Origin of the sequence: Trinickia symbiotica (assembly GCF_003028655.1) — a bacterium.
Taxonomy (GTDB): Bacteria; Pseudomonadota; Gammaproteobacteria; order Burkholderiales; family Burkholderiaceae; genus Trinickia; species Trinickia symbiotica_A.
Genome location: NZ_PYUC01000024.1, coordinates 1 through 23,837 on the forward strand (window position 1 = coordinate 1; position 23,837 = coordinate 23,837).

Consider the following 23,837-nt stretch of genomic DNA (forward strand, 5'->3'; position numbering starts at 1 on the left):
GGGCCCGCAGCCAATCATCAGGCTGCAACAAGGCCGGATATAAAGCAGCAACCCAACCTAGGTCACGTCAGAGCACGCAAAAGCCTGGCAAACGGGAGGCGTTCATATAAAGTCATATCAGTATCTATGGCAGACTACCGCTCAATCCGAAAAGTTCAGCCACAGCGAAAATTCACTTCTATATTCGACGTCCAGCGTTCTGCCAGAATGGATCGCGGAGCCTACGCTTAAAAATCTTTCCACTATCCTCACGAGGCAGCGAGTCGTGGAAATCGACGCGGCGTGGAACCTTATACTTTGCAAGGCGAGCCAGCAAGAATTGCTGTATCTCTTCCGCCGTCAACTTAACTCCAGGCGAGAGTTGTACCGCTGCCGCAAGCGACTCGCCAAACTCCTCATCTGGAATGCCAAATACCGCACAATCGTGCACTCCAGGACACTGGGCCAGAACCATCTCGATCTCAGCTGGATAGATATTCGTCCCTCCGGAAATGACCATGTCCGATCTGCGATCGCAAAGATACAGTCGGCCATCTTTCAGATATCCAACGTCACCGACGCTGATTAGTCCATCTCGCTCGGCCGTTCGACGCTTCTCTTGGTTATTGAGATACGTGAAATCCGCGTATGCTGGCACACGCATATAAATCTCACCCGGCTCGCCATCTGCAGCCGGCTTTCCATCCTCGCCGTAGATCGCGATGCGGGTACCTGGCGTTGGGACGCCAACTGACCCAGGATGCGCCAACCAATCTGCAGGGGTCGCGAGCGTCGCGGTCCCGACTTCTGTACCGCCGTAAGTTTCGTAAATAATGGGGCCCCACCACTCCATCAGTTGCTGCTTTACCTCTCGTGGGCAAGGCGCCCCTGTATGCGTAACCCATTTCAGTGAACTTACATCGTAGCGCTCCCTCACTTCCTTCGGTAACTTGAGAATCATCAGGAACATCGTCGGCACCATCACCGCGTTCGTGATCTGATACTTCTCAATTGCGGCAAGCGTCTCGACCGGATCGAATTTGGACTGAAGCACGAGAACGTCTGCTACGGGGAATGCCTGCCTCCCATACGCGTTAGGCGACGCGTGATAAAGCGGGCCGGTTACCAGTGCTCGCACGCCAGGGGTAAGTCCAGAGACGCGTTCAATCAATTCGACATACGCTTTGGCCTGTTCAGGGGTGGCCGCCTCTCGCTTAACACCTTTGGGATGCCCAGTCGTCCCCGACGTATAGATCATTGTCGCGCGGCTACGTTTGGGCCCTTCCGACCAAGGTTCAAACGCATCGCACCACTCTGCCCAAACGGTGTCGGCTTGAAGAGGCTCCGCCTTCTCTTTCGGGATGCCGTATCGCCCTTGAAGCTCTTTCGGCGTGGGAACAACGAACACCTTAACTTCAGGTGGAATTACGTGACGCAGCGGCTCCAAAAGGTCAGAGTGTGCGACCAATACTTTCGGCTTTGAGTCGTTGATAATGTAAAGCGCCTCGTCGACCTTACCGTGCCAATTGAGGGGAACCGAGTATGCACCGATGTCCGCCGCTGCCTGTTGAACTTCGAAGAACGCGAAATCATTTCGCAGCAACAAGGCTACGCAATCGCCCTCTTGGACACCGATGCTCGAGAGTCCTTTCGCCGCGCGCTTAGCTCGCGCCAACACCTCGTCGTGCGGAATACCGCGATCGTCAAGGTAAATCATTCGTCCACTCATTGCCTGTCTCACTCCGTCTGAAATAGATTCTTAGGGGTTAGATCCCTGCTAGCGCTGCAAGTCTTCCAGCGTGCGCGTCACTGTCACCGAACAGTTGATCTAGAACGTGAATCCGGCAGAGATAGTGCCCAACGGCATACTCTTGCGTCATGCCGATCCCTCCGTGTAGCTGGATTGCACCGTGCGCAACAATGCGGGCGTGCCGCCCCACGGAGAGCTTTGCGCGATGAAGATCGAGTGCCGCATCGGTAGAAGCAGGGTCGTCTACAGCAACCGCAGCGGCGATTGCCATACTTTTTGCTAACTCGAGACTTACTAGCATCTCAGCGGCGCGATGACGCAGTGCCTGGTTTTCACCAATAAATCGTCCAAATTGCTTTCGTGTGTTGATGTATCCGACCGTGAGCTGGAATGCGGCATTCGCTGCGCCGAGCATATCTGCGCACACCGCCGCTGTTCCCAGCGCAATCGTTCGATCAATCGCAAGGCTCGCACGCGCCCCATCCAGATGATCACCCAATGGCAGCGCGGCGACGTCAGTCAAATCCAACGTGCTGGCCGCCGTTTCGTCGATGAATCTGAAATCCCGCTTTTGCAGACCGGATGCATTGGCGTCCACAAGAAACAACGCACATCCTTCGCTGTCGCCACTTGCACCATTCGTACGTGCACTCACAACGAACTTGTCGGCAGTCGGTCCGCCCAGTACATTCACTTTCTGCCCAGTCAATCGCCAACTTCCGCCTTTCTGATTGGCAGTCGTCTCGATCCAAGTGGCCGCATGCCTACCGGCATGCTCGTCGTGAGCCCATGCAAGGCGGGTAGTTCCCGCTGCGACGCCCGGGAGCGTGTCCCTAGCCATCGTCGTATCGTCAGCCAACTGAATGGCTGTCGCTCCGAGCACGCTAGACGCAAGGAATGGTTCCAGAGACAGCGCTTCACCGAACGCCTGCATGATCGGGAACAGATCTCTCGCGCCGCCCGAAAAGCCACCGCACGCCTCCGGTATTGGGAGCGCCAGGACACCTAGCTCCGCCAAATTGTGCCAGGTCACAGTGTCATGCCCGGCTTCAGTCGCGGCGTACCCCCGCCGCATTTCGAAGCCGTAGCGGTCACGCAGCGCACGCTGCAAGCTGTCTTTAAGCGCCAGTTGCTCAGCATTGAGTTCGAAGTACATTACCCGTTACCCCACGATATTCTTTGCCAAAATGTCTTTTTGCACTTCGCTAGTGCCCCCGTAAATGCTGGCTGCCCGGGAATAGAAATATCGTGGCGCCAATGGTCCGAACTCAGTGTCGTCAGGACCGCGTCGCTCCAATCCACCAGGACCGGCAAGTCGAGCTAGCAATGAATTAACTTCTTGCTGAAGTTCGACACCTTTGAGCTTGAGGACAGATGGAAATGCCGGCAGACGCTTTTGCTCACTCTCTGTGAGTAAAAATCGCCAATTCGTAATTTCAAGCGCCCTCACCTCAGCGTCGAGAGCGGCAAGATCGCTTTGAAGTTTCGGGTCGTAGATCAACCGTGTACCCGCCTGCGTCGTCGTTCGCGCCACTTCACGCGCGTGTTCCAATCGTTCGCGGTAAAGTCCGACGTTGGCGATTCCTGTGCGCTCATTGCCCAGAAGAAATTTCGCACAGTCCCAACCCTTGTTTTCCTCACCAACAAGGTTCGAAAGCGGCACGCGCACATCGTCGAAGAAGACCTCGTTCAGGTGATGATCGTCGTCAATCGAGCGAATGGGTCGGATTGTGATACCAGGCGTTTTCAGGTCGATCAACAGAAAGGAGATGCCCTCCTGTTTGCGCCCTTCGGGATTCGTCCTCACTAGCGCAAATACCCAGTCTGCCCAATGCGCGGTGGTCGTCCAAATCTTCTGACCATTTACAACATAGCTATCGCCATCGCGGCGAGCCGACGTCCGTAGCGAGGCCAAATCTGAGCCGGAACCCGGCTCAGAGAACCCTTGGCAAAACCACAGATCTAGGTTGGCGAGCTTGGGCAAAAAGTATTCACATTGCTGTGGCGTCCCGTACTTCATCAGAACGGGGCCCAACATGGTCACGTTGAAAGCCTGGGGCAAAGGCGCCGGAGCTCGGGACAACTCGTCGAGAAGAATTAGGCGTTCCAACTGGCCCAACTCGGCACCGCCATATTTGCGCGGCCAATGCGGCGCAGCCCATCCCTTCTCGTTCAGGATGCGCTGCCATTGAACGATTTCCTCTTTTCGCGGAGGATGGCCGGCCTTCAGGCGAGTCCGCACTTCTTCGGGTAGCCTCGCCGCGATAAATGCGCGAACCTCTTCGCGAAACGCTTGCTGGGCGGGTGAAAACCGAAGATCCATACCTTGCTCCTCTGATGATGATTTAGCTCGATTCCGCAGTCAGATCATTGTGGTTCAACCATTGTGCTTTTGCAAGTGGGAAGTTACGCTTCTACTTCGGCGCTGCCGCACTGACGGCCTCTGACCAAGATTCGGTCGAATTGCTATCACAAGCCTTGAGGTCATGAGGCAGGCACTTCTTATTCCCTATAGTTATAAAGAGATCAGGTTGTGAATGCTTTCCCGAACTGTCGCGCCCGTTTGACGTCGTCGGTGTGCAAGTAGTGCAAATGTGCTGCAGCACATTTCAGGTAATGTATAGGGGTAGGAAACGGCTCTCGCCGTCCCACCGGGTGACCGGAGGCAGTCACCCGCCCCCGGTTCCCACAGAACGTAGCGTGCGGATTTCCCGCACTACGCTCTTCAGCAGTTGATTCACAGCACCGCGATTGCTTGCAACGCCCGGTAGGGAAGATGCAGCTTTGGTCGCATTAATGGAAACCGCTTCTTGATCTCCTGGAATGTCTCCCAGGTAACGCCGCCTGAACGGCTCCGGCTGCTAAGCATTTTGCGCCAGTAACGCTCCACCGCTCTATGTACTTTCTGCAACGCCCGGAAGTTCCCGGCAATGCCATAGTAGGCATAGTGGCCACGTAATACCCGATTGAGCTTTTCAGCTTGCTCCCGAATCGATAGATGCCGAACTTGACGCATCAGGTCTTGCAAGCTAGCCATGCTACGCGGGAGTCGAGACTTTTCCGTGCGCATCCCTATCTTGAAATTGCCTTTCAGGTTGCGCGTGCAGTACAGGGTGAAGCCCAGAAAGTAAATCGTCTCTGGACGCCGCTTCCCATGCTGGCTTGCGTACCGTTGGGCAAAACGACCAAATGCAACGAGCTTGGTTTTGGTCGGTTCGAGCGCGAGACCAAATTTCCCCAATCGTTTGCGCAAGGCATCTTGAACACGAAGGGCATCGGACTGATTCTGGAAACACATCACAAAATCGTCGATATAGCGGACCAGATAAGCCTCGCCCTGCAGGTGACGCTTGACCACGCGTTCAAACCACAGGTCAAGTACGTAGTGCAGATACACGTTGCTTAAAAGCACACTAATCGAACCGCCTTGCGGGGTCCCCTCCTCGTTTGGATGCACCTGTCCATCTTCCAGAATGCCTGCTTTCAGCCAGCGCCGGATCAGACTGATCAAGCGCGGATCCCCGACTCGGTGCTCAACAAACCGGAGTATCCATGAATGATCCAGACTTCCGAAGAAGTTCTTCAAATCCGCCTCCAGCACCCAGCTAACCTTGCCACCGGCAATTCTGCCTTCCTCTTAGAGAGATAGAGTCGGCTACTCCGACCACGATCGATTTCGGGGCTATCTTTCCGTTCACTTATGTTTCGGCCTACAACCTCCCTGTCTACGCTTCGCAGTGGCCGTTGCCGGACACCACGCAAGACTCGGTACACGGCTGCTGGCTAAGCTTTGCCGCGGTTGCCATCTCAGGCAACTGAATTTCATGCGCTTGCAAGGCGCAACTCCCTCCGAACCCGGTGTGCGGTTTTCCCGCGACGGGCTCTCCAGTCAGTTGTTTCCACATCGGGATTGGCGCCCCAATCGAACAGGGCCATCGCATGAAGCGGCGTTAACAATCAACGACTTACAGAAGGGGTTGTAAACGAAAGGGTTTTGCGGGTTTACTGTCGCTTTTTGGGCGGCAGAAAAGATGGATGAACTCTTGAGCATCGAAGAAGCGTTTGGTGACCTGAAAGACCCGCGCAGCCGCACGCCAGAACATGGCCTGACTGAGATGCTGGTGGTGGCGCTGTGTGCGATTCTGGCGGGTGCGGACAGTTGGAGCGCGATCGAATTGTGGGGGCAGGAGAAGCTGCAGTGGTTGCGCCGCCATGTACAGCTACAAAACGGCATTCCTTCACACGATACCTTTGGCCGGGTGTTTGCAGCGCTCAATCCCAAGCAGTTCGAAGCTTGTTTCATCCGCTGGATGAGCCAGTTGTGCCCGGCGCTGGCTGGACAGGTGGTGGCCATCGACGGCAAGACGGTGCGGGGTTCGCATCAGCGCGGTGCGCGTGCGATCCATCTTGTATCGGCATACGGCGCCGGGCTGGGAGTTGTGCTCGGTCAGGTACGCACAGCCGAGAAAAGCAATGAAATCACTGCGATTCCTGAACTGCTCGATGCGCTCATGCTCAAGGGGGCGATCGTGACAATTGACGCAATGGGCTGTCAGCAAAGCATCGCACGAAAAATCGTGGAGGCGGGCGCGGACTATGTGCTATCGGTCAGCTGAGCGCCGCGTCCCGGCGTGTACGTGAAGCAGCGGACCGGATGTCCTGAATCGGTCATCTGCGACCAGAGGTAGCTCTTCGTTTGAGGCTTTCGCCCCTTCTCCTTCAGGACCTGGAATGTCGTCTCGTCGCAGTAGACCAGATCCGCGTCGAGCAGCGCATCACGCATCAGGTTGATCACCGGCTGAGTCGCCAGACCGACGCGTACCATGCTCGCGGCGATCGTGTTGGACGAGATGTCGCCGCCGAAACGACGTAGCAGTCCGGCCTGACGGTACAGTGGCATCCCGAACTGATACTTGCCGGTGGCGATCCACGCAAGCGCTGATTCACTCAGCAGCCCACGCGGGATGATACGCGGCGGCGCAGGCGTGACCTTGATGCCGAGATCGCAGCATGGACACGCATATTTGACGCGCTGGTTCTGGAGCACGCGAAGCTGCTCCGGAATTACATCGAGCTGCTCGCTGATCTCAACGCCGATCTCGACGAGCGGGTGGCCGTCGTTCGTACAGAAGCGTTCGGCTTCAGGCAGTTCATGGCGCACGACCTCACGCGGCAGATCGGGATCGAGCGGCTTGCGGTGACCACGCCGCTTGCGCGTGTGCGCGGCAACCGTCGTTTCCGGTGTGTCTTCCAGGGCGGGCGCGCTGTTCGCGCCAAGTGCTTCGGCTTCGTTGAACAGCCCGGGTTGATTGGAATCCCGTCCTTCACTTTTCGCGCCGAACAGTTCGCGACGGTAAGCACGCAGCCGTTCCTCGGCCAGATCACGTTCCGCTGTCACGAGCCGCAGGGCGCCGCGTAGCGCCTCCTGTTCTTCGCGCAACGCACGGGCGGCATCGCGCTCAGCGAGCAGCTCTTTCAGTTCGTCGGTGGTGATCGTGACCTAGCCCGGCATGCGGATTAGACCGGCACCCCGATGACGCGTTCAGCTGACGCGCAGATACTCGCGCTTCGGATGTCGCTGGATCGTGCTAATGTCATCGCCCTCAAGCAGCGCATGTAACAGATCAGGCGTCATCGTCACGATCTCGGCTTTCCGGTCGGGCCATATGAACCTATCGGTCTCAAGGTGTTTCGTCAGGAGCCAGAAGCCGCTGCCATCCCAGCCGAGGATCTTGACCCGGTCGCGGCGACGGTTTCCAAACACGTAAAGCGAGGAGTCCATCGGGTTCAGGCGCATCGACTGCTCAACGAGAATCGACAGGCTGTTCATGCCGTACCGGAAATCGACGGCATCGCGATGCAGGTACACCTTCAGATTCGCGTCGAACCGGAACACGGCATTCTCCCAAGCATCTGGACCACGGTGGCCAGTTCGTCGATGGTCGCGTCCGCGATGTCGAACTCGACACCGTTCGACAGACGCACGTGCAGGGCAAGCGTCATGGACGGCGGTGAGGGTATCGGCGTTCTCGCCGAGGCGCTTTCTTCGGGGAGCAACGCCGGCGGAACCGAAACGACAGGGACGAATGCAGATGACGTTCTCGTGGGTGATGCGGCCTTGCGCGGAACCAGAAGGTCGATGGCCACGCCATCGATCACTTCTGCCGCAGGCGCCGTCTCGTGATGGTCAGCAACAGGCTCCTGTGATGCAGGCGAGATGCTTTTCTCCCGCTCCAGCAGGTATTTTGTGATCCATTTACGTAGCAGATTGGCATTGATCCCGTGTTCCTGAGCCATGCGCGCGACGGAAACGCCGGGTTGCAGCGCGGCCTCGACCAGCGTGCGCTTACCTTGCTCGTCGTAGCGACGCCGGCCATCACGGCTCTGTCGTACGACTCTTAACTCTGAGTCTTTGTCAGCCATAGGTGTCCACCTCGAATAGGTGGACACCTATGCTCCTCGCTCCTGGCGATCACTGCCAGACGCTAAAGATGGACCGCTTACGTCTGATCTCGCGTTATGAGGATCTGAGGCAACAGGCACTTGGACTGCCGTGCGAGATTCCTCGCGGCCAGGGCCTCGTGCTGTTGATGCGTAGCGGCATGAGAGCGTGGATGCAGCATGGGCCCAGTGCGCGACCACGGTTGTACGGCGGCAGTCGCCGTCGGGCGATGCAGAGATCATCTCCTTCACGCTGCATCAGGAGGCGACGATGATTCTGGATTCAATGCTTCTACACCGGCGTCAGGAGGCAACAGCATGATGAGCGATCCTCACCAAAAGGTCCAGGCGAGTCATATCAAGCGCAACGCCTATTTGTATATCCGGCAATCCACATTGCGCCAGGTGTTTGAGAATACCGAGAGCACCAAACGCCAATACGCGCTGCGCCAACGGGCGGTCGCGCTGGGGTGGTCCGAGGACCGCATTATTGTGATCGATAGCGACCTCGGCCAGTCCGGCGCGTCATCGGCGGACCGCGAAGGCTTCCAGCGCCTGGTCGCCGAAGTCGGCGTGGGTCACGCCGGCATCGTTCTTGGACTGGAAGTATCGCGCCTGGCGCGCAACTCCACCGACTGGCACCGGCTGCTCGAGATCTGCGCAATCACCGACACCTTGATCCTTGATGAGGATGGCGTATACGATCCTGCTCACTTCAACGACCGGCTGTTACTGGGGCTGAAGGGCACCATGAGCGAGGCCGAATTGCATGTACTGCGCGCGCGACTTCAAGGAGGAATACTAAGCAAGGCGAGGCGTGGTGAGCTGCAGATGCGCCTGCCCGTCGGCTTCGTGTACGACGCCGCGGGCGCGGTCGTTCTCGATCCGGACCAGCAGGTCCAGCACTGTCTGAGGTGGCTGTTCGACACCTTCAGGGGCACGGGTTCGGCGATGGCCACCGCGCGCGCTGCGCATCACCTCGAGCTGGCGTTTCCACGACGGTGCTGTAAAGGTCCGCACAAGGGCGAACTGCTGTGGGGCAGTCTCGGTCATCGCCAGGTAGTGCGCATTCTGCACAACCCGAGGTATGCCGGCGCGTTCGTCTACGGTCGCACTCATACGCGCCGGACAGTCGATGGACGCACGCGTACGATTCGCGCGCCGCGGGACCAGTGGGATACGCTGATTCCGGGCGCCCATGCCGGTTATCTATCCTGGGAAGAGTACGAGCAGAATCAGAAGCGTTTGCATGAGAGCGCACAGGCGATCGGGGCCGACCGGCGCCGTGGCGCGCCGCGTGAGGGACCAGCACTGCTTCAAGGACTCGTAGTCTGTGGTCGATGCGGGAATCGCATGACGGTTCGTTATCACAGCCGCCAGGGCGGACTGTGTCCCGAGTACGTCTGCCAGCGTGAAGGCATCGAACTGGCCGAACCGGTCTGCCAGCGCGTCCATGGCGCGGCCATCGACGAGGCCATTGGCGAATTGCTCGTCGAAGCCCTCAATCCGCTTGCCATTGAGGTGAGCCTGGCGGTTCAGCGCGAACTCCAGTCCCGCATCGAAGAAGCCGACCGCCTGCGTCACAAACAGGTGGAGCGCGCCCGGTATGAAGCCGATCTGGCGCAGCGTCGCTACATGCGCGTCGATCCGGAGAACCGGCTGGTTGCCGACTCACTCGAAGCTGACTGGAACCATAAGCTGCGAGCGCTGACTGAGGCTAACGAGGAATATCAGCGTCGCCGCGAACAGGACGCGCGCATTCTGACGGACGAGCAGCGCACCGTCATCGTCTCGCTGGCGTCCAACTTCCCCCGGCTATGGCGCGATCCCGCCACGCCCGACCGGGAACGCAAACGCATGATGAGGCTGCTTCTGGAAGACGTCACCCTGAACCGTGACCAGCAGGTTACCGCACACATCCGCTTTAAGGGCGGCGCTCACCGGACTCTCAAGCTGCCGTTGCCGCTGAAATCGTGGCAGCGATGGGTCACCCCAGCCGCGGTGATTGAGGAGATCGATGCCTGCTCAATCACCATACTGTCCTGCAGATCGCCAATATCCTGAACGAACGTGGCTCCCCGTCAGGCACGGGTCGGCCCTTCAATGCCAAAATGGTCGCACGCCTGCAGCGCAACTACTGTCTGAAGCCACGCTATGACCGGTTGCGCGAAGCGGGCCTCCTGACGCTGCAGGAGATGGCCGACGCGCTGCACGTCACGCCGACGAGCGTGAAGATATGGAACCGTCGCGGGCTCATCCGCGGTCACGCCTACAGCGACAAGAACGAGTGCCTGTACGACCCGCCGGGCAATGACGCGCCCCGAAAGGCGATGGGCGTCAAGCTATCCTGCCGACGTCGCCATCCCGACGTCGTTTCCGATCGCCGCGAGGAGGTGTAGTGTGAAACGCAAGCCTTGTCGAAGCAATCCGCCACCGTCCCCATCGACAGACGCACGCCAGCCTCGCGGCAGCGGCGGCCGAAGGCAATGGACGTGTATTGGGCAGCCTTGATCGGAGTGGTGAATCACGCCAGCGGGACGACGTTGCACAAGCGCCATATCGAGCGCCCTGAGCATCAGCTCCGTGTACAGGTGATCCGACATCGCCCAACCCACGATCCGGCGGCCGAACACGTCGAGCACCACCGCGAGATAGAGGAACCCTTCGGCGGTCGGCACGTAGGTCGCATCCGCGACCCACAGCCGGTTGGGCGCGTCGGCGCTGAAATGTCGTTGCACCAGGTCCGGCGCGGGCCGTGCGTCAGGCCGCCGCCGTGCGGTCGAGATCCAGCGTCGCCGGCTTACGCCACACAGGCCTGCCAAACGCATCAGGCGGGCAACACGTTTGCGGCCAACATGAATGCCTTGCTCGACCAGTTCGGCGTGAATGCGGGGCATGCCGTAGGTGCCGCGCGATTCAGCGTGGATGGCGCGGATGCGCGCGAGCAGATCGGCATCGCTGCATGCACGTTTCGATGGAGCCCGTTCCAGCCACGCGTAAAAGCCGCTGGCGGAGACCTCCAGCAGTCGTGCCATCGTGGCAATGGGCCATGCGGCCTGATTCGCTTTCATGAACTCGAACCCTTGTCGGGCACCGTTCCGGTCTCCCGTGCGAACCAAGCCGCGGCTTTTGAGAGTATCTCTCGCTCAAGCTTGAGCTGGCGATTCTCGCGGCGAAGGCGCGTGGGCTCTTCACGCTCGGCGGTCGTCAGCCCGTCGTGACGCGTACCCGCGTCACGACCCGCCTGCGCCACCCAGTTGTAGATGGTCTGCGCGGTCGGCTCGAACTCCTTCTCCAGCTCCTCGGGCGTGCGCCCGGCTTTCACCAGTTCGACTATCTGGGCTCGGAATTCCGCCGGGTACGGGGTGCGATGCTTCGCCATGGTGGCACCTCCTTCTGTTCAAAAGGTGTCCACGAAACCGGGTCAACTCCAGCGACGCGAGACACGCCGGAACAGCGCTGTTTGAACTCGCGTGTGGACCTGCTCCACAATGGCATCGAGCGTCGAGAACGCGGGCAGTTCGACCTGCTGCTGGATCAGGCTGTCGATGGTTGCATTGATGATGTCCACCGGCTGATCCATCGTCCCGGCGGCTTCATGTGCTGCGCGCACCGCGATTTCGTTGGCATTGGAGCCGTAGTAGGACTGGATGCCAAGAAATTCCCGCATAGTGACGAATCAAGGCAGGCGACCTTGCCCTGTTGTAGTCGAGTGCGGCCTCGGCATCGATGTTCGCGCTCGCCCGGATGTGCTCGATGACAACGACGGGAATGGCGTCAACGAAGGGAAAGTAGTGCATCTGCTGAAAGACCTTCAGCAGAGCCAGCAGGCCCAGTCTCGAAGACTGGCCACGCGCGTTGCGGCGCACCCACTCAAGTTCTTCGACGTCCGGCGTATAGAACGCCTGCAGTTCCTCCGGTGAAAAAGCCTTCGGAAACCTCGGATACGCGGTACGTTCGATGGTCGCCATGCCAGATTCCGGATCTCGAATGGGCTGGCCAGTGTAGCCAAAAAATCCGGCAAAGCCGCAACACCTGTACAGATCTGTACGACCCGCTGGCCGCTATAATTTTCGGATTCGGAACGCAGCGAAGGGGGCAGAAACATGGGCAAAGCCAGCCAGCAGAAAAAATCGTCGCGTGCCCGCAAGCTGGGCGTGGGCGACCTGGAGGCATTGCGACGGGGAGCGGTTCAGTCAGGGATCCCCGACGCGATCGTTCTCGATCGTAATGATCTGCCGCCGGAGCAGAAAATCTCCTGGCCTCTCGCGCAAATGCTTCAGGATGAGGTGTCCGATCATCCAACACTGGAGGAATATCAGAGCGCGCTGACGGCGATTGTGGCGGCGTGGAATACCAGCCTCCTGCCCGAGAGCGAGCGTGCTGAAGCGCTACGCGATCAGATCGGATTCGATAAAAATGTTCCACCCGAAATACGACGCGAGATCATACAGGCCATCGAGCGCCTGGTTGGGGAAAAACTGAGCCGCTTTCCCCATGACCGCCGCCGTATCGTTTCGTGGGAGGCGAGCCTCGAAGGCGATGTACTCCGGGTCGTAGGCGCAGCGTCCGACGGTCCCCGGCACGACACCCTTGAGGATGTCATGCGGGGTTTGGCGCGAACGGTGTCCGCGTAAGAGATCGCACATCCAGACCAGTCGGCCGAGGACCCGGCCGTCCCGCGCTGGCTGACCACGTTGACCTGTCTGCATGTCGCCGACGCAAGCGGACGCGATAGTTCACGGAAGCATCCGCAGCCCGATTTCCTTATTCCACCGAAATATAAAGATCCACTGTCTCATAACTTCGACGCTTATGATCGCAATTCGGCTGAATCGTGGTCAGGGGCCCTGACCGTGCCCTGACCGAGGGCGAAGTCACAGGCCTAACGCCCTCTGGTATTATATTAGTCTAAGGTTGATCCAATCCAAAAGAGGGCAAAATGGTCACGAATCAGAAGGCTGCTGCGCTACCAGAGCAGGAATCTGGCTCAACGGGCGGTCCGGTGTTCCGCCGGGTTCGTACGCAGCGTTCGTTCGAAGCTATCTGCGATCAGATTCGTCAACGGTTGGCTCGGGGGGAGCTCAAACCGGGTGACCGGTTGCCAACGGAGCGTGAACTCGCGGAGCAACTTGGGGTCAGCCGCAGCGTCGTCCGCGAAGCCATTCGCAGCCTCGAATCTGCAGGCATTGTCGAAGCTCGTCCGGGTTTGTACGGGGGGTTCTTTATCAGGACAGGCAGTAGCAGTACTGGCTTGAGCCAAACCGTGCAGGACATGGTTTCCTTGGGCCAACTGTCAATCGCAGACGTCACCGAAGCACGAATCGAGCTTATGAGTGTCGCCATTCGGCTTGCGTGCACACGAGCGACCGAAGAAGAGTTGGACAATATCGCGGCTGACATCGACTACCATACCGAATTGCTCCGTGAAGGTGGACGGCCGCGTAACGTAAAGTCGGTCATCGAGTTCTACCGTTTAATCGCGCTTGCAACACACAATGAAGTCATCGTACTGCTGGTTGACGCGCTCTCGGAGGTCATCAGAAAGTTGATCGTGAGAATCGCTCCTGAACCTAGTCTCGACATCACGCAAGTGCGCCGAAAAGTGTTAACGTTGATGAGGAAGCGAGACGCCGATGGTGCTTGCAAAGCAATGGCATTGCATCTGCGCCGAGTCAGCGAGTACCTTGAAAGTGAAAGCAAGAAGCACTTGGGCGGCAAGAATCTCGCGGCGTAGCCCAGATGCTTCATGTAGCTCTCAATTACCCAAACTTGCACAGCAATAGCGATGGCAATCAACACGCTCCGTAAAGACAGCGCATCCTCAGACTCACGCGAACTGCAATTCCAAGCGGTGCGATCCGCACGCGCCTTTGAGGAGATTGCGAATCAAATTCGCGCAGAGTTAGCGGAGGGTCGGCTCAAAGTCGGCAGTCGGCTGCCTGCTGAACGCACGCTCGCGGTCCAGTTCGGAGTCTCGCGCAATACCTTACGCGAAGCGTTACGCTCACTGGAGCATGCAGGCCTAGTTCGCCTTCAGAAAGGCGCGACTGGTGGCGCATTCATCAGCGAAGGCTCTGGCGATGTAATCGCTAAGGGCTTACTCGATTTGCACCACGTCGGTTCAATCACACCAGAGCAACTGACGGAGGCTAGAATCTGGATGGAGTCGGTGATCGTAAGGGAAGCTTGCCGTCGCGCGACCGCCGACGACTTGGAATTGTTAGCTCAAAATGTGGAAGAAACCGTCCGCGCCACAGAAGAAGGGGATTTTCCACGCCGAGCGGAAGCCAATTTCGAGTTTCACCGAATACTTGCCAGAATGACTAACAATCCGATCATGGTAATCATGATGGACGGGTTGATGGGCGTTCTTGCTCGCTATGTCAACAGTATCGGCGAATACGAGAACTCCTTTGTGCTGCCATCACGTAAGCGATTCCTTAAGCACATGCGCGAGGGTGACGGTGACGCCGCTGCTGCGGAGATGGAGGCGAGCCTTAAGCGTCTACAGAAAAGTTATCTGTCTCACGCAAATGAAGATGCGCAGACGAATACGAAGCGTCGCAGCGGTTCGAGGAACGAAAGCTAACACTGATCTAGTCAGGACGTGGTTTAGGGAGCGACCTACTAATTAGCGCCCCACCCACCCTTGAAGAATGTCCTCAATCGTTGACGCGTGCGCAGGGGCCGGCCCACGAATGCCACCTGGTGTTCGCGAAAACCTCGGCGCAGGTGCGGGATGCCTCACTCCGTCTACGGCGACAAATGCTTTTCGGCTTTGGAGGTGAGGATTATCCCCCGCCTCTCCTTGTGACAGGACGGGGGCAAAGCAGGCGTCGGTACCGTCGAGATGTTTGCACCATTCGTATGCGATCCACGAAGGACGCCTCCCAGAGCGAGGTGGAGCGCGTGATGTGTAGTAACGGTGCGGGTCAGCGTGAGTGGGCAGGCATTTTCCAGGGAAGCAGTGCGTCGTAGTCGTCGACGGTCTTCGCCAGAGGTATCTGCCGGAACAGCCAGGTGAGGTATCGGTATGGGTCGATGCGATTCGCCTTGCACGACTCGACGAGGGAGTACAGGTTGGCGCTCGCGTTTGCTCCGTTGACGCTGTCCGAGAACAGCCTGCCGCGGCGCTTATAGAAGCCCTTCTATAAAGCGCCGCTATCCACAGGTCTTAGTTATGGAAGGCTTGGATGAATTAGGCATGCTGAATAGGTGGCAATAATGCCGCGCCCTCGCATTTTCGGGGAGACGGCATCAATGCCGATGTGTTCTCGGCGACATGACCGATAGCGAACTATCCATAACTACAGCGCTTGCAGAAAGCGAAGAAGGTCATCCTTGGGCCGATAGCGAAGTGGCTTGCTCGACGGTGATTGGAGTGCCTTCAGTGCCCGGTCCTTCATTTGCAGATCGGCTTCGACATAGCGATGCGTAGTGACAGGGCCCTCGTGACCGAGCCACAATGCGATGACCGACAGGTCAACGCCAGACTGGAGCAGATGGGTCGCTGTCGAATGTCGATAATATACCCAACGATATAATCGACACTATATGCCCTTCCGGATTATATCGGGCGGCACGATTGAACTTCGACGGTCGACCGACAATTTCGCGTCAAGAAGCGGATGTGCCGAAGCGATTACCCGACATAATTTCAAGGCTATAGACTGTTCAGAAAGTCGAGGAGTTCGTCTGTCGGCTTGAAGCGTCCAGACTTGCCGTGTCGAGGAGTTGCCTTCTCCAGTGCCTGCTCCTTCATCGCAAGGGTCGCTTCGACATAGATCTCCGTAGTTTCCACCGATTCATGCCCGAGCCACAACGCAATGACCGAGCGACGAACGCCTTGTTGCAGAAGGTCCATGGCCATGGTCTGTCTCAAACAGTGGACGGTGACCCGCTTCTCTTTCAATGACGGGCAAACTTCACAGGCGGTCTTGCGGTGCTTGTTTAACAGGTACTGCACACCGTGGACACTGAGGCGTCTACCCTGCGCGCTGGGAAACAGGTGAGCATGAGCGCGTTGGTTGATGGGAATTCGCGGTGTTTTGGGCGTCCAGCGTGATGTAGAGAGGGGGATCTCCCTCAGGCATCTTGCACAAACGACGCCCAGGGGAGAGTCTCACGTCTGCCAAGAACAGAGACTCCCCCAGTGTGCCACGTGAGAGCCAACACCCCCAATTTTTATCGCCTGTTGCTACGTATTGGTCAGGACTACGCCGACCAGACCCGGGAACAGGGTTGCCGCTGCGGCGGCGTACTGCATAGCGCCCGTTACCCACGCAAGCCGCGCGGAGTTTCATGCGAAGCCCGCTGCCACTGCGATTTCCGCCACAGCTTCTGCTGCGCTGGCTGTCGCCGCCGCACCACGCCATTCTCGGTGCGCTTTCTCGGCCGGCGCGTCTACACCGCCGCAATCATGATCGTCGTCAGCGCCACGCGTGCCAGCGCCGGTACGGCTGTGGCAATGCGCCAGCTCGATGCGCTGGGCGTACCGCCCTCGACGATTGCGCGATGGCAGCACTGATGGACGACCGGCTTCGTCGGCACACCATTCTGGTCGCTCGGACGGGCGGCGTTCGTGCCGCCCGTCGAGATCGCACAGGTGCCGGCAAGCCTGCTCGAGCGCTTCGCTACCACGCAGCCTGCCGAACCATTGTCATGCCTGCTGCGCTGGCTCTCGCCGCTCACCAGCGGCAGTGCCGTGAGCATCCTGCGTGAGGGACGGTAACCGCCCGCAGAACTTGTTGCTCGCCCCCTCCGAACAGCGCTTGTAGTCTCGCCTCTCCCCTGAATCGCGGCGCGTTGCGCCGCATCTTTGGAGAACGTATGACTGAACTTCACGATTTACCCTTGCGGGATCGTTGGGCGCGGCTGCGCTTTGCGATCGTCGGCCCCTTGCTTGCCGCACCACCTGAACCCGGCGAGTTGCGCGAACTCATCACCGTGCTGGCCGCCAGACGCTGGCGTCATCCGGTGACCGGCGACGATGTCCAGTTCGGCCGCTCGACCATCGAGCGATGGTTCTACAAGGCCCGCAAGGCCGCCCACGACCCGGTGGACACCCTTCGCAACCGCCAACGTCCTTCTGGCGCCGGCGCACTCCTGTCGCCCGCAGCGGTACAGTCGATCCGCGCGCAATATCGCGAGCACCCAGGCTGGACATGCCAGCTCCAGTACGACAACCTCAAGGTCATACTCGGCGAGGTGGGCGTACCGTCCTATACGACACTGCGCCGTTACCTGCGCGCCCAGGGGATGTATCGCGAACGCAAGCCGCGTCATACGAGCACCGGCGCGATGCTCGCCCGCGATCGTCTCGAGAAGCTCGAGGTACGCAGCTTCGAGGTCGAGCACGTCAATGCGCTCTGGCATCTCGATTTCCACCACGGCTCGCGTAAGCTGCTCATGCACGACGGCCAGTGGATTACGCCGATGCTGCTGTGCGTGCTCGACGACCGCTCGCGCATCGTCTGCCATGCGCAGTGGTTTCTCGACGAGACCGCGCGCAGTCTGATCCATGGACTGTGCCAGGCGTTCCAGCGGCGCAGCCTCCCACGCGCACTGATGACCGACAACGGCGCTGCAATGCTTGCGGAGGAAACGACCGCTGGACTGCACACGCTTGGCGTGCTGCACCAGACGACCCTCCCATACTCCCCATACCAGAACGCCAAGCAGGAGACGTTCTGGGCCCGCATCGAAGGCCGCGTCCCCGGCGGGCAGTTCAACTTCCTCCACTTATGGGCGCGTAAATTCCCCCACCCCGTGAAGCAGGACGAGATCGTTATTTAGCTCTCTTTCGTCTTTCGTGCAAGGGTTTCGGCGGCCTCCTTGAGGCGATAGCTGCGCCCGTTGAACTCGAGCAGATGGCAATGATGCATGAGCCGGTCGAGGATCGTGGTGCTCATCGTGTTGTCGCCGAGATAGGTGCCCCAGTCCTGCACGATCCGGTTGGAGGTGACGACCACGCTGCGGTGCAGCTTGTAGCGTTGATGGATGAGCGTTTGCAGCAACGCGCCCGCCTCGTCGGGGATCGTCCGCGAGAGGAACAGATCGTCGAGCACAAGCAGATCGCTCTCGAGGATGGCCTGCAGCCTCGCCTCGCGCTGGGCCGGCGGGCTCAGCGCGTAGCGGTTAAAGAAGTCAGCCGTCCTGTACAGCGTCGAACAGCTTGCGATTCTCGCGGTAAGCGAGATAGCGTTCAGTCATTGACGGTTGTACGTGCCACATCAACTGCCGCAATTGATCGAGCGCCCGCGTGTACTTCGTCCCGTTCGCTGTCATCGCGTCGACCATGTTCAACCCGAAGGTCGCGCGCAGGTCGTGGAAGCTGAACTCGTATCTGGGGTTGCCGAGTCGCACGCGCATCATGGGCAACAGTTCGTCCCTGATGAACTGGCGTACGGCCTGCCCAGTCTTGACGTGGCGGCGCACGCGCGGGCCAGTGCCGACCGGGCTGCGCGACACGCGATCCTCGTAGAGTGGCGCACCGCGATGGCTCAGAAAGAGCTGCTGGTCGGGGTGATCGCCGCCGTCCGCCATCTGGCGACGCTTGCGCGCGCGATCGCTGTGCATGTAGATGTACAGCCGTTCATAGAAACCGCGCGGCAGGTGCAGCACGCCCTTGACGCCGCCCTTCGTGTCGACGCCCGTACCTGGCCCGCAGGCGAGCCGGATGTCATCACCGTGAAACTCTCGCGGCTTGCGCATCACGTGTTTCGCGCGCACGGTCAGCACCGTCTGGATGCGAGCGCCTGTCAACAGCGCGAACAGATGAACAAGCGTCATCTCGGTGTTGCCGAATGCGGCTAACGATTCAAGCAGCGCCGACTGCTCGGCAGAGGGCAGCGGGCGCAGGCGACCACCGTCCTGGATGTGGTCGTCCCACGGGTCGTCTGCGCGCCGACCGCTGATTGACAGGTCGGTGGTCTTGACCTCGATCGCGCTGCTGAAGCCCTTCTGGTCCCTGAACTCGATGAAACGGCCAGATTCGACCCACGGCGCGTTCGCGGGCTTGAAGCCTGCTTCGGCTATGAGCCAGCGATAGAAACGCACCACGGCACCAATACGACGCCTGGCGACGCTCGCAGACAGTTCGCCCGCCTGCACGGCCAGCCTGATCGAGGCGCTATAGCGGTAGGTCGGACGTTGCCGCTTGTTCGCGGGAAACGCCAGCCAGTCGACGCCCTCGTCATCCAGATAACGACGGAACGCCACCAGGTCGTCTGCGATGCTGGCGAACGTCAGCATGTTGGGCGACGACTTCGACTCCATAATGTCGATGAGCCAGAGGTTCGCCTCAGCCCACGGCGCGCCGTCAGCGAGACGGACCACAGGGAACAGTGGGAAGGTCCTTGCAATCCACTGCGGGCGGGCGTCGCGTCGCCTGCCGGTGTCGGGGTCTGCAAGCGGAACGGTGTGATAGATGGTGCCGCCATCTGGGGTCGTGATACTGACCGGCGTCGCGCCGGGTGTGTCGCGGTCAACGACCTCGGTTAGCGGCAGTAGCCGGATGGTCGTTCGTCTTGCGGTCATCGCCAAGATACTCCTGGTGTGTTGAGAGGGCGTCCTCTGTAACACAGCCTGCGAGTATCAGAAATTCGTTACTGACTTGCGCATACACGACGCACATGCAACGCGCGCTCGACACCATCGAGGCGCTTGGCCAGCAGCCGGTCGTCGCCGAACACATGCGCCGCATTGCGCCCACCGCGCTGGAAGGCATCAACTTACGCGGTACGTTCGATTTCCCGGTCGCTCAATATGTGAGTCGTCTAATGCCCAGCACCGTCGCCGTTCCGGTGTCAGGCCTCGCGCGCGCGAGGTAACATGCGGCTGTCGTGACCACGGTGATCACCATGCCCCATCGACCCGGCCGCAACGATCCTTGTCCCTGCGGTAGCGGCAAGAAGTACAAGCACTGCTGCCTCAATGCCGCCGATCCCCGCGAGGAGGATCCGTCCAGCGTTGTTCCCGTGCACTGACCTGGCTGGAGAGCCGGCACGGACGTGCCGTGCGCGAGGCGATTGACGATGCGTTATTCGAAGACCTCGACGACGATGATCTCGAGGATTTCGACGACCTGGATGACGATATTCGCGATTTCATCACGGGTCAGGCCTATGAATGGTTGCTGGCCGAAGGCGAGATCCAGATACATGGCGAGTCCCGTCGTGTCGCAGGTCTCTTGCTCGGCGCGGGCGGCCTGCCCTTGAGCGACGCCCAGCGAACCTGGCTGACACAGCTGGCCACGACGCCCTTGCGGCTCTATACCGTGACCGATGTGCAGCCTCAACGATCGATGACCGTGTGCGATGTGCTCGATCCCGATGCCGAGCCCGTGATCATCTCCGAAAGCGTGGGCAGCAAAGCCAACCTGCTCGGGTCGACGATCGGCTTGCGCGTCATTCGAGAGAAGGAAACCTTCGTCCTGTCAGGCACGATGTACGCCTTCGTCCCGATGCAGGCCTCCAACCTGCTTCGGTGGATCCGCGAAACCAGCGAACCCGGGCGAGAGCCGTCCGCCTCGGAGCTGAGCTTCATGATCCGCCGCGCCTGGCTCGCGCAGTTTTTCGAGGAACTTGAATTGCCCACGCTGATGGATGCCTACAGCAACGAGCCGTTGCTGTTCGTGACCGACCGTTACCGCGTGCGCGACTGGAACAAGGTGAACGCCGTGCTCGCGGCGCAGCCCGATGTCGACGGCAATTCCGAGCACGGCTGGGAACGCCGCATCAACTGCGACGATGGCCAGAACCGTAGCGCCGCGAGCATCACCCGCACACGCGACGAGGAACATCTCACGGTGTTCTATCGCACCCAGCGCCATGCCGACGAGGGCCGCCCCTGGTTCGAGGCGATTATGGCGGACGCCGTCGAATTTCGTATCCGCGACCTTCAGGATCCCGTCGGCGCACTCGGCCACCTGGGCGGCGATGCTTCTTCCGCACCCCGCTCCGATGTGCCGCCCGAGCTCGCGCCATCGGCCATCCGGCAGGCGCTGCTGCGCATCTACGCCAACTGGGCCGACGAACCACTGCCGATCCTGAACGAGCGATCGCCCCGCGAGGCAATCGCCACGCCCGCCGGCCTGGAGCGTGTCAAGGGACTGCTGCGTGCCTACCAGCACGATGAGAACCGGCAGGCCGGGTTGCAACAGCGCGAACCCGTGTCGCTTCAGTTCCTCTGGGACGCCCTGGGCCTCGTGCCCGAATGAGGTGGCTCATGCGACGCGAACGTCCCCTCGACGAAGGCGCGCAATTGCGAGAGGTCGGTTTTCGCGTACGCCGCGGTCGTCTGCACCGAGGCATGACCCAGCAAGGCTTGCGCGGCAGGTAACGGCACTTGGTGGTCAACGATCATCTGCCGCGCGTAGGCATGCCGAAGCCGGTGCGGCGACGCCCGCCGCAGGCGCGCGGCACCCTCAGGGTCCGTGTTCGCAAGACGTTCCGCGGCCGCCACGAAGATCGTCTTGACTTCGTCGTACAGGCCCGAGCCCTTGAGCGAGCCGCCCTTGAGTCCCTGGATCAACGCCGCGTGCTCAAAGAGCGGCGGTTGCGGCGGCAGGCCGCGCAGCACACGGTAGGTCCGTAACACGGACACGCAGATCACCGGCAGGGGGATCGCGCGAGTCTTGCGTCCCTTGCCGAGCACGGTCAGCGTCCAGCTGCCTTGGTCGTCGATCTCGAGCCTCGGCAACTGCGCCTCTTCGGACCACACGAGCTCAATCAGCCGCACGCCGGCATAGCGGTACAGCGCCCAGATCGCACGGCGCCGCGCGCTCACCAGGGGCTCGTCGCCCGCGATGACTTCGGCCACCCACGCATCGCACGCGGCCAGCAGCGCTGGGGGCAACATGCGCTTCGGTGCGAAGCTCGCGCGCGAACGCCCGCCGCGCACCAGTCCCGCGGCGGGATTTGCGCTCAGATACCCGGTCTCGGTCCAGTAGCGGAACAAGCTCGCGACTACGGCCAGCGCGCGGGATTGCAAAGCCTCCGATACCCGGCGCCGCACATCACCCACCGTCTCGTGTGTCGGCTGACGCAGCGCCTGGCGGTACGCGAGCAGGTCGTGGCGCGTCAAATCGGAGAGCGGCCCAAGCTGATGCGCCTCGCACCACGCCACTAGCCGGCGCAGCTCGGCTCGGTAGGCGCGCAGCGTGTGCGGCGAGCGGCTCGCACGATCGCGCAGGAAGAGGGCCACCGCTTGGGCGGCATCGCCGACGCCGAGCGTATTCGTGGTACTCGCCACCGCCGCGAAGCGCCCCGCGCGCGCCAGCCATATGACAAGCGGCTGGGGCAAGGTCATCAGCGCTGTCGGCTCTCGTTTCGGCTCACCGGTTGCGGCAAGCTTGTTGGCTTCGATGGCAGGCCTGAAGCGCCGGCGATGCGTGTGCAGTACGCGCGCCAACACGACGCCGGGCGCCGGCGCCTCATCCACGGCAACCGTGCGTACGCGGCCGCGGTCCCGGTATTCGATTACGGCGGGATGATCAAGCAACAGGCGCATGATGGCCGGACGCGCCGTCTTCGCGTCGGCGAGCGAGGCGTGACGCTGCTTGATCGTGGCGAGCGTCCAGCGCGTATAGATGACGTGACCGAGCGCGTCGGCCAGATACGCGAGTGCCGCGTCGACCTCGGCCGGCAGGCGCTGCGGTGGCGTCGTGCCGTGATCGATCCACTCGGCTGAGTGCGGTGTCGTGTTCATCGTTTTTTCGGCCGCGTGGCGCTGCCGCCTTTCGGTGTGGTCTTCGTGCGCCGGGCGGTTGCGAGCCCCGGCGAGGCCGCCGGCGCCCGACGGGGCACCTCGAGCGCCGACACCACGCGCATCAGCTCGTCGAGCTGCGCATGCTGGCTCGAGTTGACGGCTTTGAGCGCGAGCGCCTCGCCAACCGCCTGCTGGCGCGTCGCGCGCTCGCTGAAGAGCTCCGCCTCGAGCCGCTCGCGTTCGCCTTCAAGCGCGGCGATGCGCCGCTCGGCGAACTTTAGCTGCGACGCGAACTGCTCGTGCTCCTTCTTCAGGGCCGCGCGCTGGTGGGCGGTTTCCTGCAGCAACTGCTTCGACAGCGCTTCGTACCGGTGCTGGGCTTCAGCAAGCCACTCCGCGTGCGCGCGTTCGAGCGCCTCCCGTTCGGCAACTGCGGCATCGAGCCGGTCCTGCCGGTCCTGCCGGTCCTGCAGTGTCGCCTCGAGCGCGGCACAGCGTTCCCGGATCAGGGTGTGCTGCGCGCGCAGATCGGCCAGCTCCGCATCGCGGCCCGTGAGGACCGTGCGCAGCTCGGTGAGCTCCTGCCGCAGCAGCTCGACGCGTAGCTGCGCGTCGGTACACGCGGCATCGGCCGCAGCGATTGCCTGTTGCGCGTCCGCCTTCAGGCGCACAACGTCGTCGAGCTGGACCGTGACGGCCGCCTGCCAGAGCGCGCGCAGCTGCTCGGCAATATCGGGGGGAATGCCGGGCATCGCGATGTCGGCCAGGCCCGCGCGCACGACTTCGGCCTCGATGTGGCGTTCAGCGCACGTGCGAGGGTGGCCGGGTCGCCGGCGCCGAGCCGCGCGCGCAGTTTGCGCACCGACACGAGTTGCCGGAAGCGCGCGCCGGTCACAGGCGCCGCGTCACCGGCCTCGGCGAGCATCGCGAGCACGGTGGCACGGATCTGGCCAGG

The 23,837-nt window shown here is 60.6% G+C and carries 19 protein-coding genes and 8 pseudogenes; 10 read left to right on the forward strand and 17 right to left on the reverse strand.

Features of this window, described 5'->3' with window-relative positions; translation table 11 throughout:
* Positions 1 to 178 precede the first annotated feature (178 nt).
* From C9I57_RS29965 to C9I57_RS29980, 4 genes are all read right to left on the reverse strand, one after another.
* The gene (locus tag C9I57_RS29965) at positions 179 to 1,696 is read right to left on the reverse strand and encodes an acyl-CoA synthetase (protein WP_258187899.1); all 1,518 of its coding nucleotides are present in this window, start codon (positions 1,694 to 1,696) and stop codon (positions 179 to 181) included.
* Between the two features lie 49 nt (positions 1,697 to 1,745).
* The gene (locus C9I57_RS29970) at positions 1,746 to 2,885 is read right to left on the reverse strand and encodes an acyl-CoA dehydrogenase family protein (RefSeq protein WP_107154166.1); all 1,140 of its coding nucleotides are present in this window, start codon (positions 2,883 to 2,885) and stop codon (positions 1,746 to 1,748) included.
* Positions 2,886 to 2,891: 6 nt separating this feature from the next.
* Positions 2,892 to 4,052, reverse strand: a complete 1,161-nt coding sequence (locus tag C9I57_RS29975; protein ID WP_107154167.1) for an acyl-CoA dehydrogenase family protein — start codon at positions 4,050 to 4,052, stop codon at positions 2,892 to 2,894.
* 414 nt (positions 4,053 to 4,466) lie between these two features.
* Positions 4,467 to 5,330 (reverse strand): reverse transcriptase domain-containing protein, encoded by an 864-nt coding sequence (locus C9I57_RS29980; RefSeq protein WP_369008111.1) that lies wholly within the window; start codon positions 5,328 to 5,330, stop codon positions 4,467 to 4,469.
* Between the two features lie 430 nt (positions 5,331 to 5,760).
* On the opposite strand from C9I57_RS29980, the gene C9I57_RS29990 reads away from it, so the two are divergent.
* Positions 5,761 to 6,345, forward strand: coding sequence for an ISAs1 family transposase (locus C9I57_RS29990; protein ID WP_258187900.1), 585 nt, complete (start codon positions 5,761 to 5,763; stop codon positions 6,343 to 6,345).
* Here C9I57_RS29990 and C9I57_RS29995 read toward each other — a convergent pair.
* From C9I57_RS29995 to tnpA, 3 genes and pseudogenes are all read right to left on the reverse strand, one after another.
* Positions 6,342 to 7,208 (reverse strand): annotated as a pseudogene (locus C9I57_RS29995) (transposase); the annotation flags it as partial. The gene C9I57_RS29990 and the pseudogene C9I57_RS29995 sit on opposite strands and share 4 nt — an antisense overlap.
* Before the next feature lie 63 nt (positions 7,209 to 7,271).
* On the reverse strand, positions 7,272 to 7,625 hold the full coding sequence (gene tnpB / locus C9I57_RS30000) for an IS66 family insertion sequence element accessory protein TnpB (protein WP_146166295.1): 354 nt from the start codon (positions 7,623 to 7,625) through the stop codon (positions 7,272 to 7,274).
* Positions 7,601 to 8,152 (reverse strand): IS66-like element accessory protein TnpA, encoded by a 552-nt coding sequence (tnpA, locus tag C9I57_RS30005; protein ID WP_107154170.1) that lies wholly within the window; start codon positions 8,150 to 8,152, stop codon positions 7,601 to 7,603. Before tnpA ends, tnpB begins: the two co-directional genes overlap by 25 nt.
* Positions 8,153 to 8,488: 336 nt before the next feature.
* Between tnpA and C9I57_RS30010 the strand changes: the two genes are divergently transcribed.
* Both C9I57_RS30010 and C9I57_RS33490 read left to right on the forward strand, forming a co-directional pair.
* Positions 8,489 to 10,234, forward strand: a complete 1,746-nt coding sequence (locus tag C9I57_RS30010) for a recombinase family protein (RefSeq protein WP_258187901.1) — start codon at positions 8,489 to 8,491, stop codon at positions 10,232 to 10,234.
* Positions 10,235 to 10,281: 47 nt separating this feature from the next.
* Positions 10,282 to 10,569: a hypothetical protein gene (locus tag C9I57_RS33490; RefSeq protein ID WP_258187904.1), complete on the forward strand. Its 288-nt coding sequence runs from the start codon at positions 10,282 to 10,284 to the stop codon at positions 10,567 to 10,569.
* A 20-nt stretch (positions 10,570 to 10,589) separates the two neighbouring features.
* Here the strand turns inward: C9I57_RS33490 and C9I57_RS33495 are convergent.
* Together C9I57_RS33495 and C9I57_RS30025 are read right to left on the reverse strand one after the other, a co-directional pair.
* A pseudogene (locus C9I57_RS33495) lies at positions 10,590 to 11,552 on the reverse strand (IS3 family transposase); the annotation flags it as partial.
* Between the two features lie 51 nt (positions 11,553 to 11,603).
* A pseudogene (locus C9I57_RS30025) lies at positions 11,604 to 12,141 on the reverse strand (DUF4158 domain-containing protein); the annotation flags it as partial.
* 135 nt (positions 12,142 to 12,276) lie between these two features.
* On the opposite strand from C9I57_RS30025, the gene C9I57_RS32930 reads away from it, so the two are divergent.
* The 3 genes from C9I57_RS32930 (at position 12,277) to C9I57_RS30040 (ending at position 14,762) form a co-directional block, all read left to right on the forward strand.
* Complete coding sequence (locus tag C9I57_RS32930; RefSeq protein WP_181322004.1) at positions 12,277 to 12,807, forward strand: hypothetical protein; 531 nt, start codon at positions 12,277 to 12,279, stop codon at positions 12,805 to 12,807.
* A gap of 305 nt (positions 12,808 to 13,112) precedes the next feature.
* Positions 13,113 to 13,907: a FadR/GntR family transcriptional regulator gene (locus C9I57_RS30035; RefSeq protein WP_107154173.1), complete on the forward strand. Its 795-nt coding sequence runs from the start codon at positions 13,113 to 13,115 to the stop codon at positions 13,905 to 13,907.
* Between the two features lie 51 nt (positions 13,908 to 13,958).
* Complete coding sequence (locus C9I57_RS30040; protein WP_107154174.1) at positions 13,959 to 14,762, forward strand: FadR/GntR family transcriptional regulator; 804 nt, start codon at positions 13,959 to 13,961, stop codon at positions 14,760 to 14,762.
* Positions 14,763 to 15,105: 343 nt separating this feature from the next.
* Here the strand turns inward: C9I57_RS30040 and C9I57_RS30045 are convergent.
* The 4 genes and pseudogenes from C9I57_RS30045 to C9I57_RS32935 form a co-directional block, all read right to left on the reverse strand.
* Positions 15,106 to 15,306 (reverse strand): annotated as a pseudogene (locus tag C9I57_RS30045) (transposase domain-containing protein); the annotation flags it as partial.
* A gap of 174 nt (positions 15,307 to 15,480) precedes the next feature.
* A pseudogene (locus C9I57_RS30050) lies at positions 15,481 to 15,696 on the reverse strand (tyrosine-type recombinase/integrase); the annotation flags it as partial.
* A gap of 140 nt (positions 15,697 to 15,836) precedes the next feature.
* Positions 15,837 to 16,286 (reverse strand): tyrosine-type recombinase/integrase, encoded by a 450-nt coding sequence (locus tag C9I57_RS30055; protein WP_107154176.1) that lies wholly within the window; start codon positions 16,284 to 16,286, stop codon positions 15,837 to 15,839.
* 290 nt (positions 16,287 to 16,576) lie between these two features.
* On the reverse strand, positions 16,577 to 16,885 hold the full coding sequence (locus C9I57_RS32935) for a hypothetical protein (RefSeq protein ID WP_181322005.1): 309 nt from the start codon (positions 16,883 to 16,885) through the stop codon (positions 16,577 to 16,579).
* 117 nt (positions 16,886 to 17,002) lie between these two features.
* On the opposite strand from C9I57_RS32935, the pseudogene C9I57_RS30065 reads away from it, so the two are divergent.
* A pseudogene (locus C9I57_RS30065) lies at positions 17,003 to 17,887 on the forward strand (DDE-type integrase/transposase/recombinase); the annotation flags it as partial.
* Positions 17,888 to 17,964: 77 nt separating this feature from the next.
* On the opposite strand, the pseudogene C9I57_RS30070 reads toward C9I57_RS30065, so the two are convergent.
* Both C9I57_RS30070 and C9I57_RS30075 read right to left on the reverse strand, forming a co-directional pair.
* A pseudogene (locus C9I57_RS30070) lies at positions 17,965 to 18,327 on the reverse strand (ATP-binding protein); the annotation flags it as partial.
* Positions 18,320 to 19,711 carry a site-specific integrase gene (locus C9I57_RS30075; RefSeq protein ID WP_107154177.1) on the reverse strand — a complete coding sequence of 464 codons (1,392 nt, stop codon included), beginning with the start codon at positions 19,709 to 19,711 and terminating at the stop codon, positions 18,320 to 18,322. The pseudogene C9I57_RS30070 and the gene C9I57_RS30075, both read right to left, overlap by 8 nt.
* A gap of 80 nt (positions 19,712 to 19,791) precedes the next feature.
* On the opposite strand from C9I57_RS30075, the pseudogene C9I57_RS30080 reads away from it, so the two are divergent.
* From C9I57_RS30080 to C9I57_RS30090, 3 genes and pseudogenes are all read left to right on the forward strand, one after another.
* Positions 19,792 to 20,004, forward strand: a pseudogene (locus tag C9I57_RS30080) (hypothetical protein); the annotation flags it as partial.
* Positions 20,005 to 20,034: 30 nt separating this feature from the next.
* Positions 20,035 to 20,160, forward strand: a complete 126-nt coding sequence (locus C9I57_RS33725; protein WP_107154214.1) for an SEC-C metal-binding domain-containing protein — start codon at positions 20,035 to 20,037, stop codon at positions 20,158 to 20,160.
* Between the two features lie 29 nt (positions 20,161 to 20,189).
* The gene (locus C9I57_RS30090; RefSeq protein WP_107154178.1) at positions 20,190 to 21,392 is read left to right on the forward strand and encodes a zinc chelation protein SecC; all 1,203 of its coding nucleotides are present in this window, start codon (positions 20,190 to 20,192) and stop codon (positions 21,390 to 21,392) included.
* On the opposite strand, the gene C9I57_RS30095 is transcribed toward C9I57_RS30090, so the two are convergent.
* Positions 21,353 to 22,882: a tyrosine-type recombinase/integrase gene (locus C9I57_RS30095; RefSeq protein WP_107154179.1), complete on the reverse strand. Its 1,530-nt coding sequence runs from the start codon at positions 22,880 to 22,882 to the stop codon at positions 21,353 to 21,355. The two genes, C9I57_RS30090 and C9I57_RS30095, sit on opposite strands and share 40 nt — an antisense overlap.
* Entirely contained in the window at positions 22,879 to 23,661 is a 783-nt protein-coding gene (locus C9I57_RS30100) for a DNA-binding protein (RefSeq protein ID WP_440130258.1), read from the reverse strand. Before C9I57_RS30100 ends, C9I57_RS30095 begins: the two co-directional genes overlap by 4 nt.
* Positions 23,662 to 23,837: the final 176 nt, after the last annotated feature.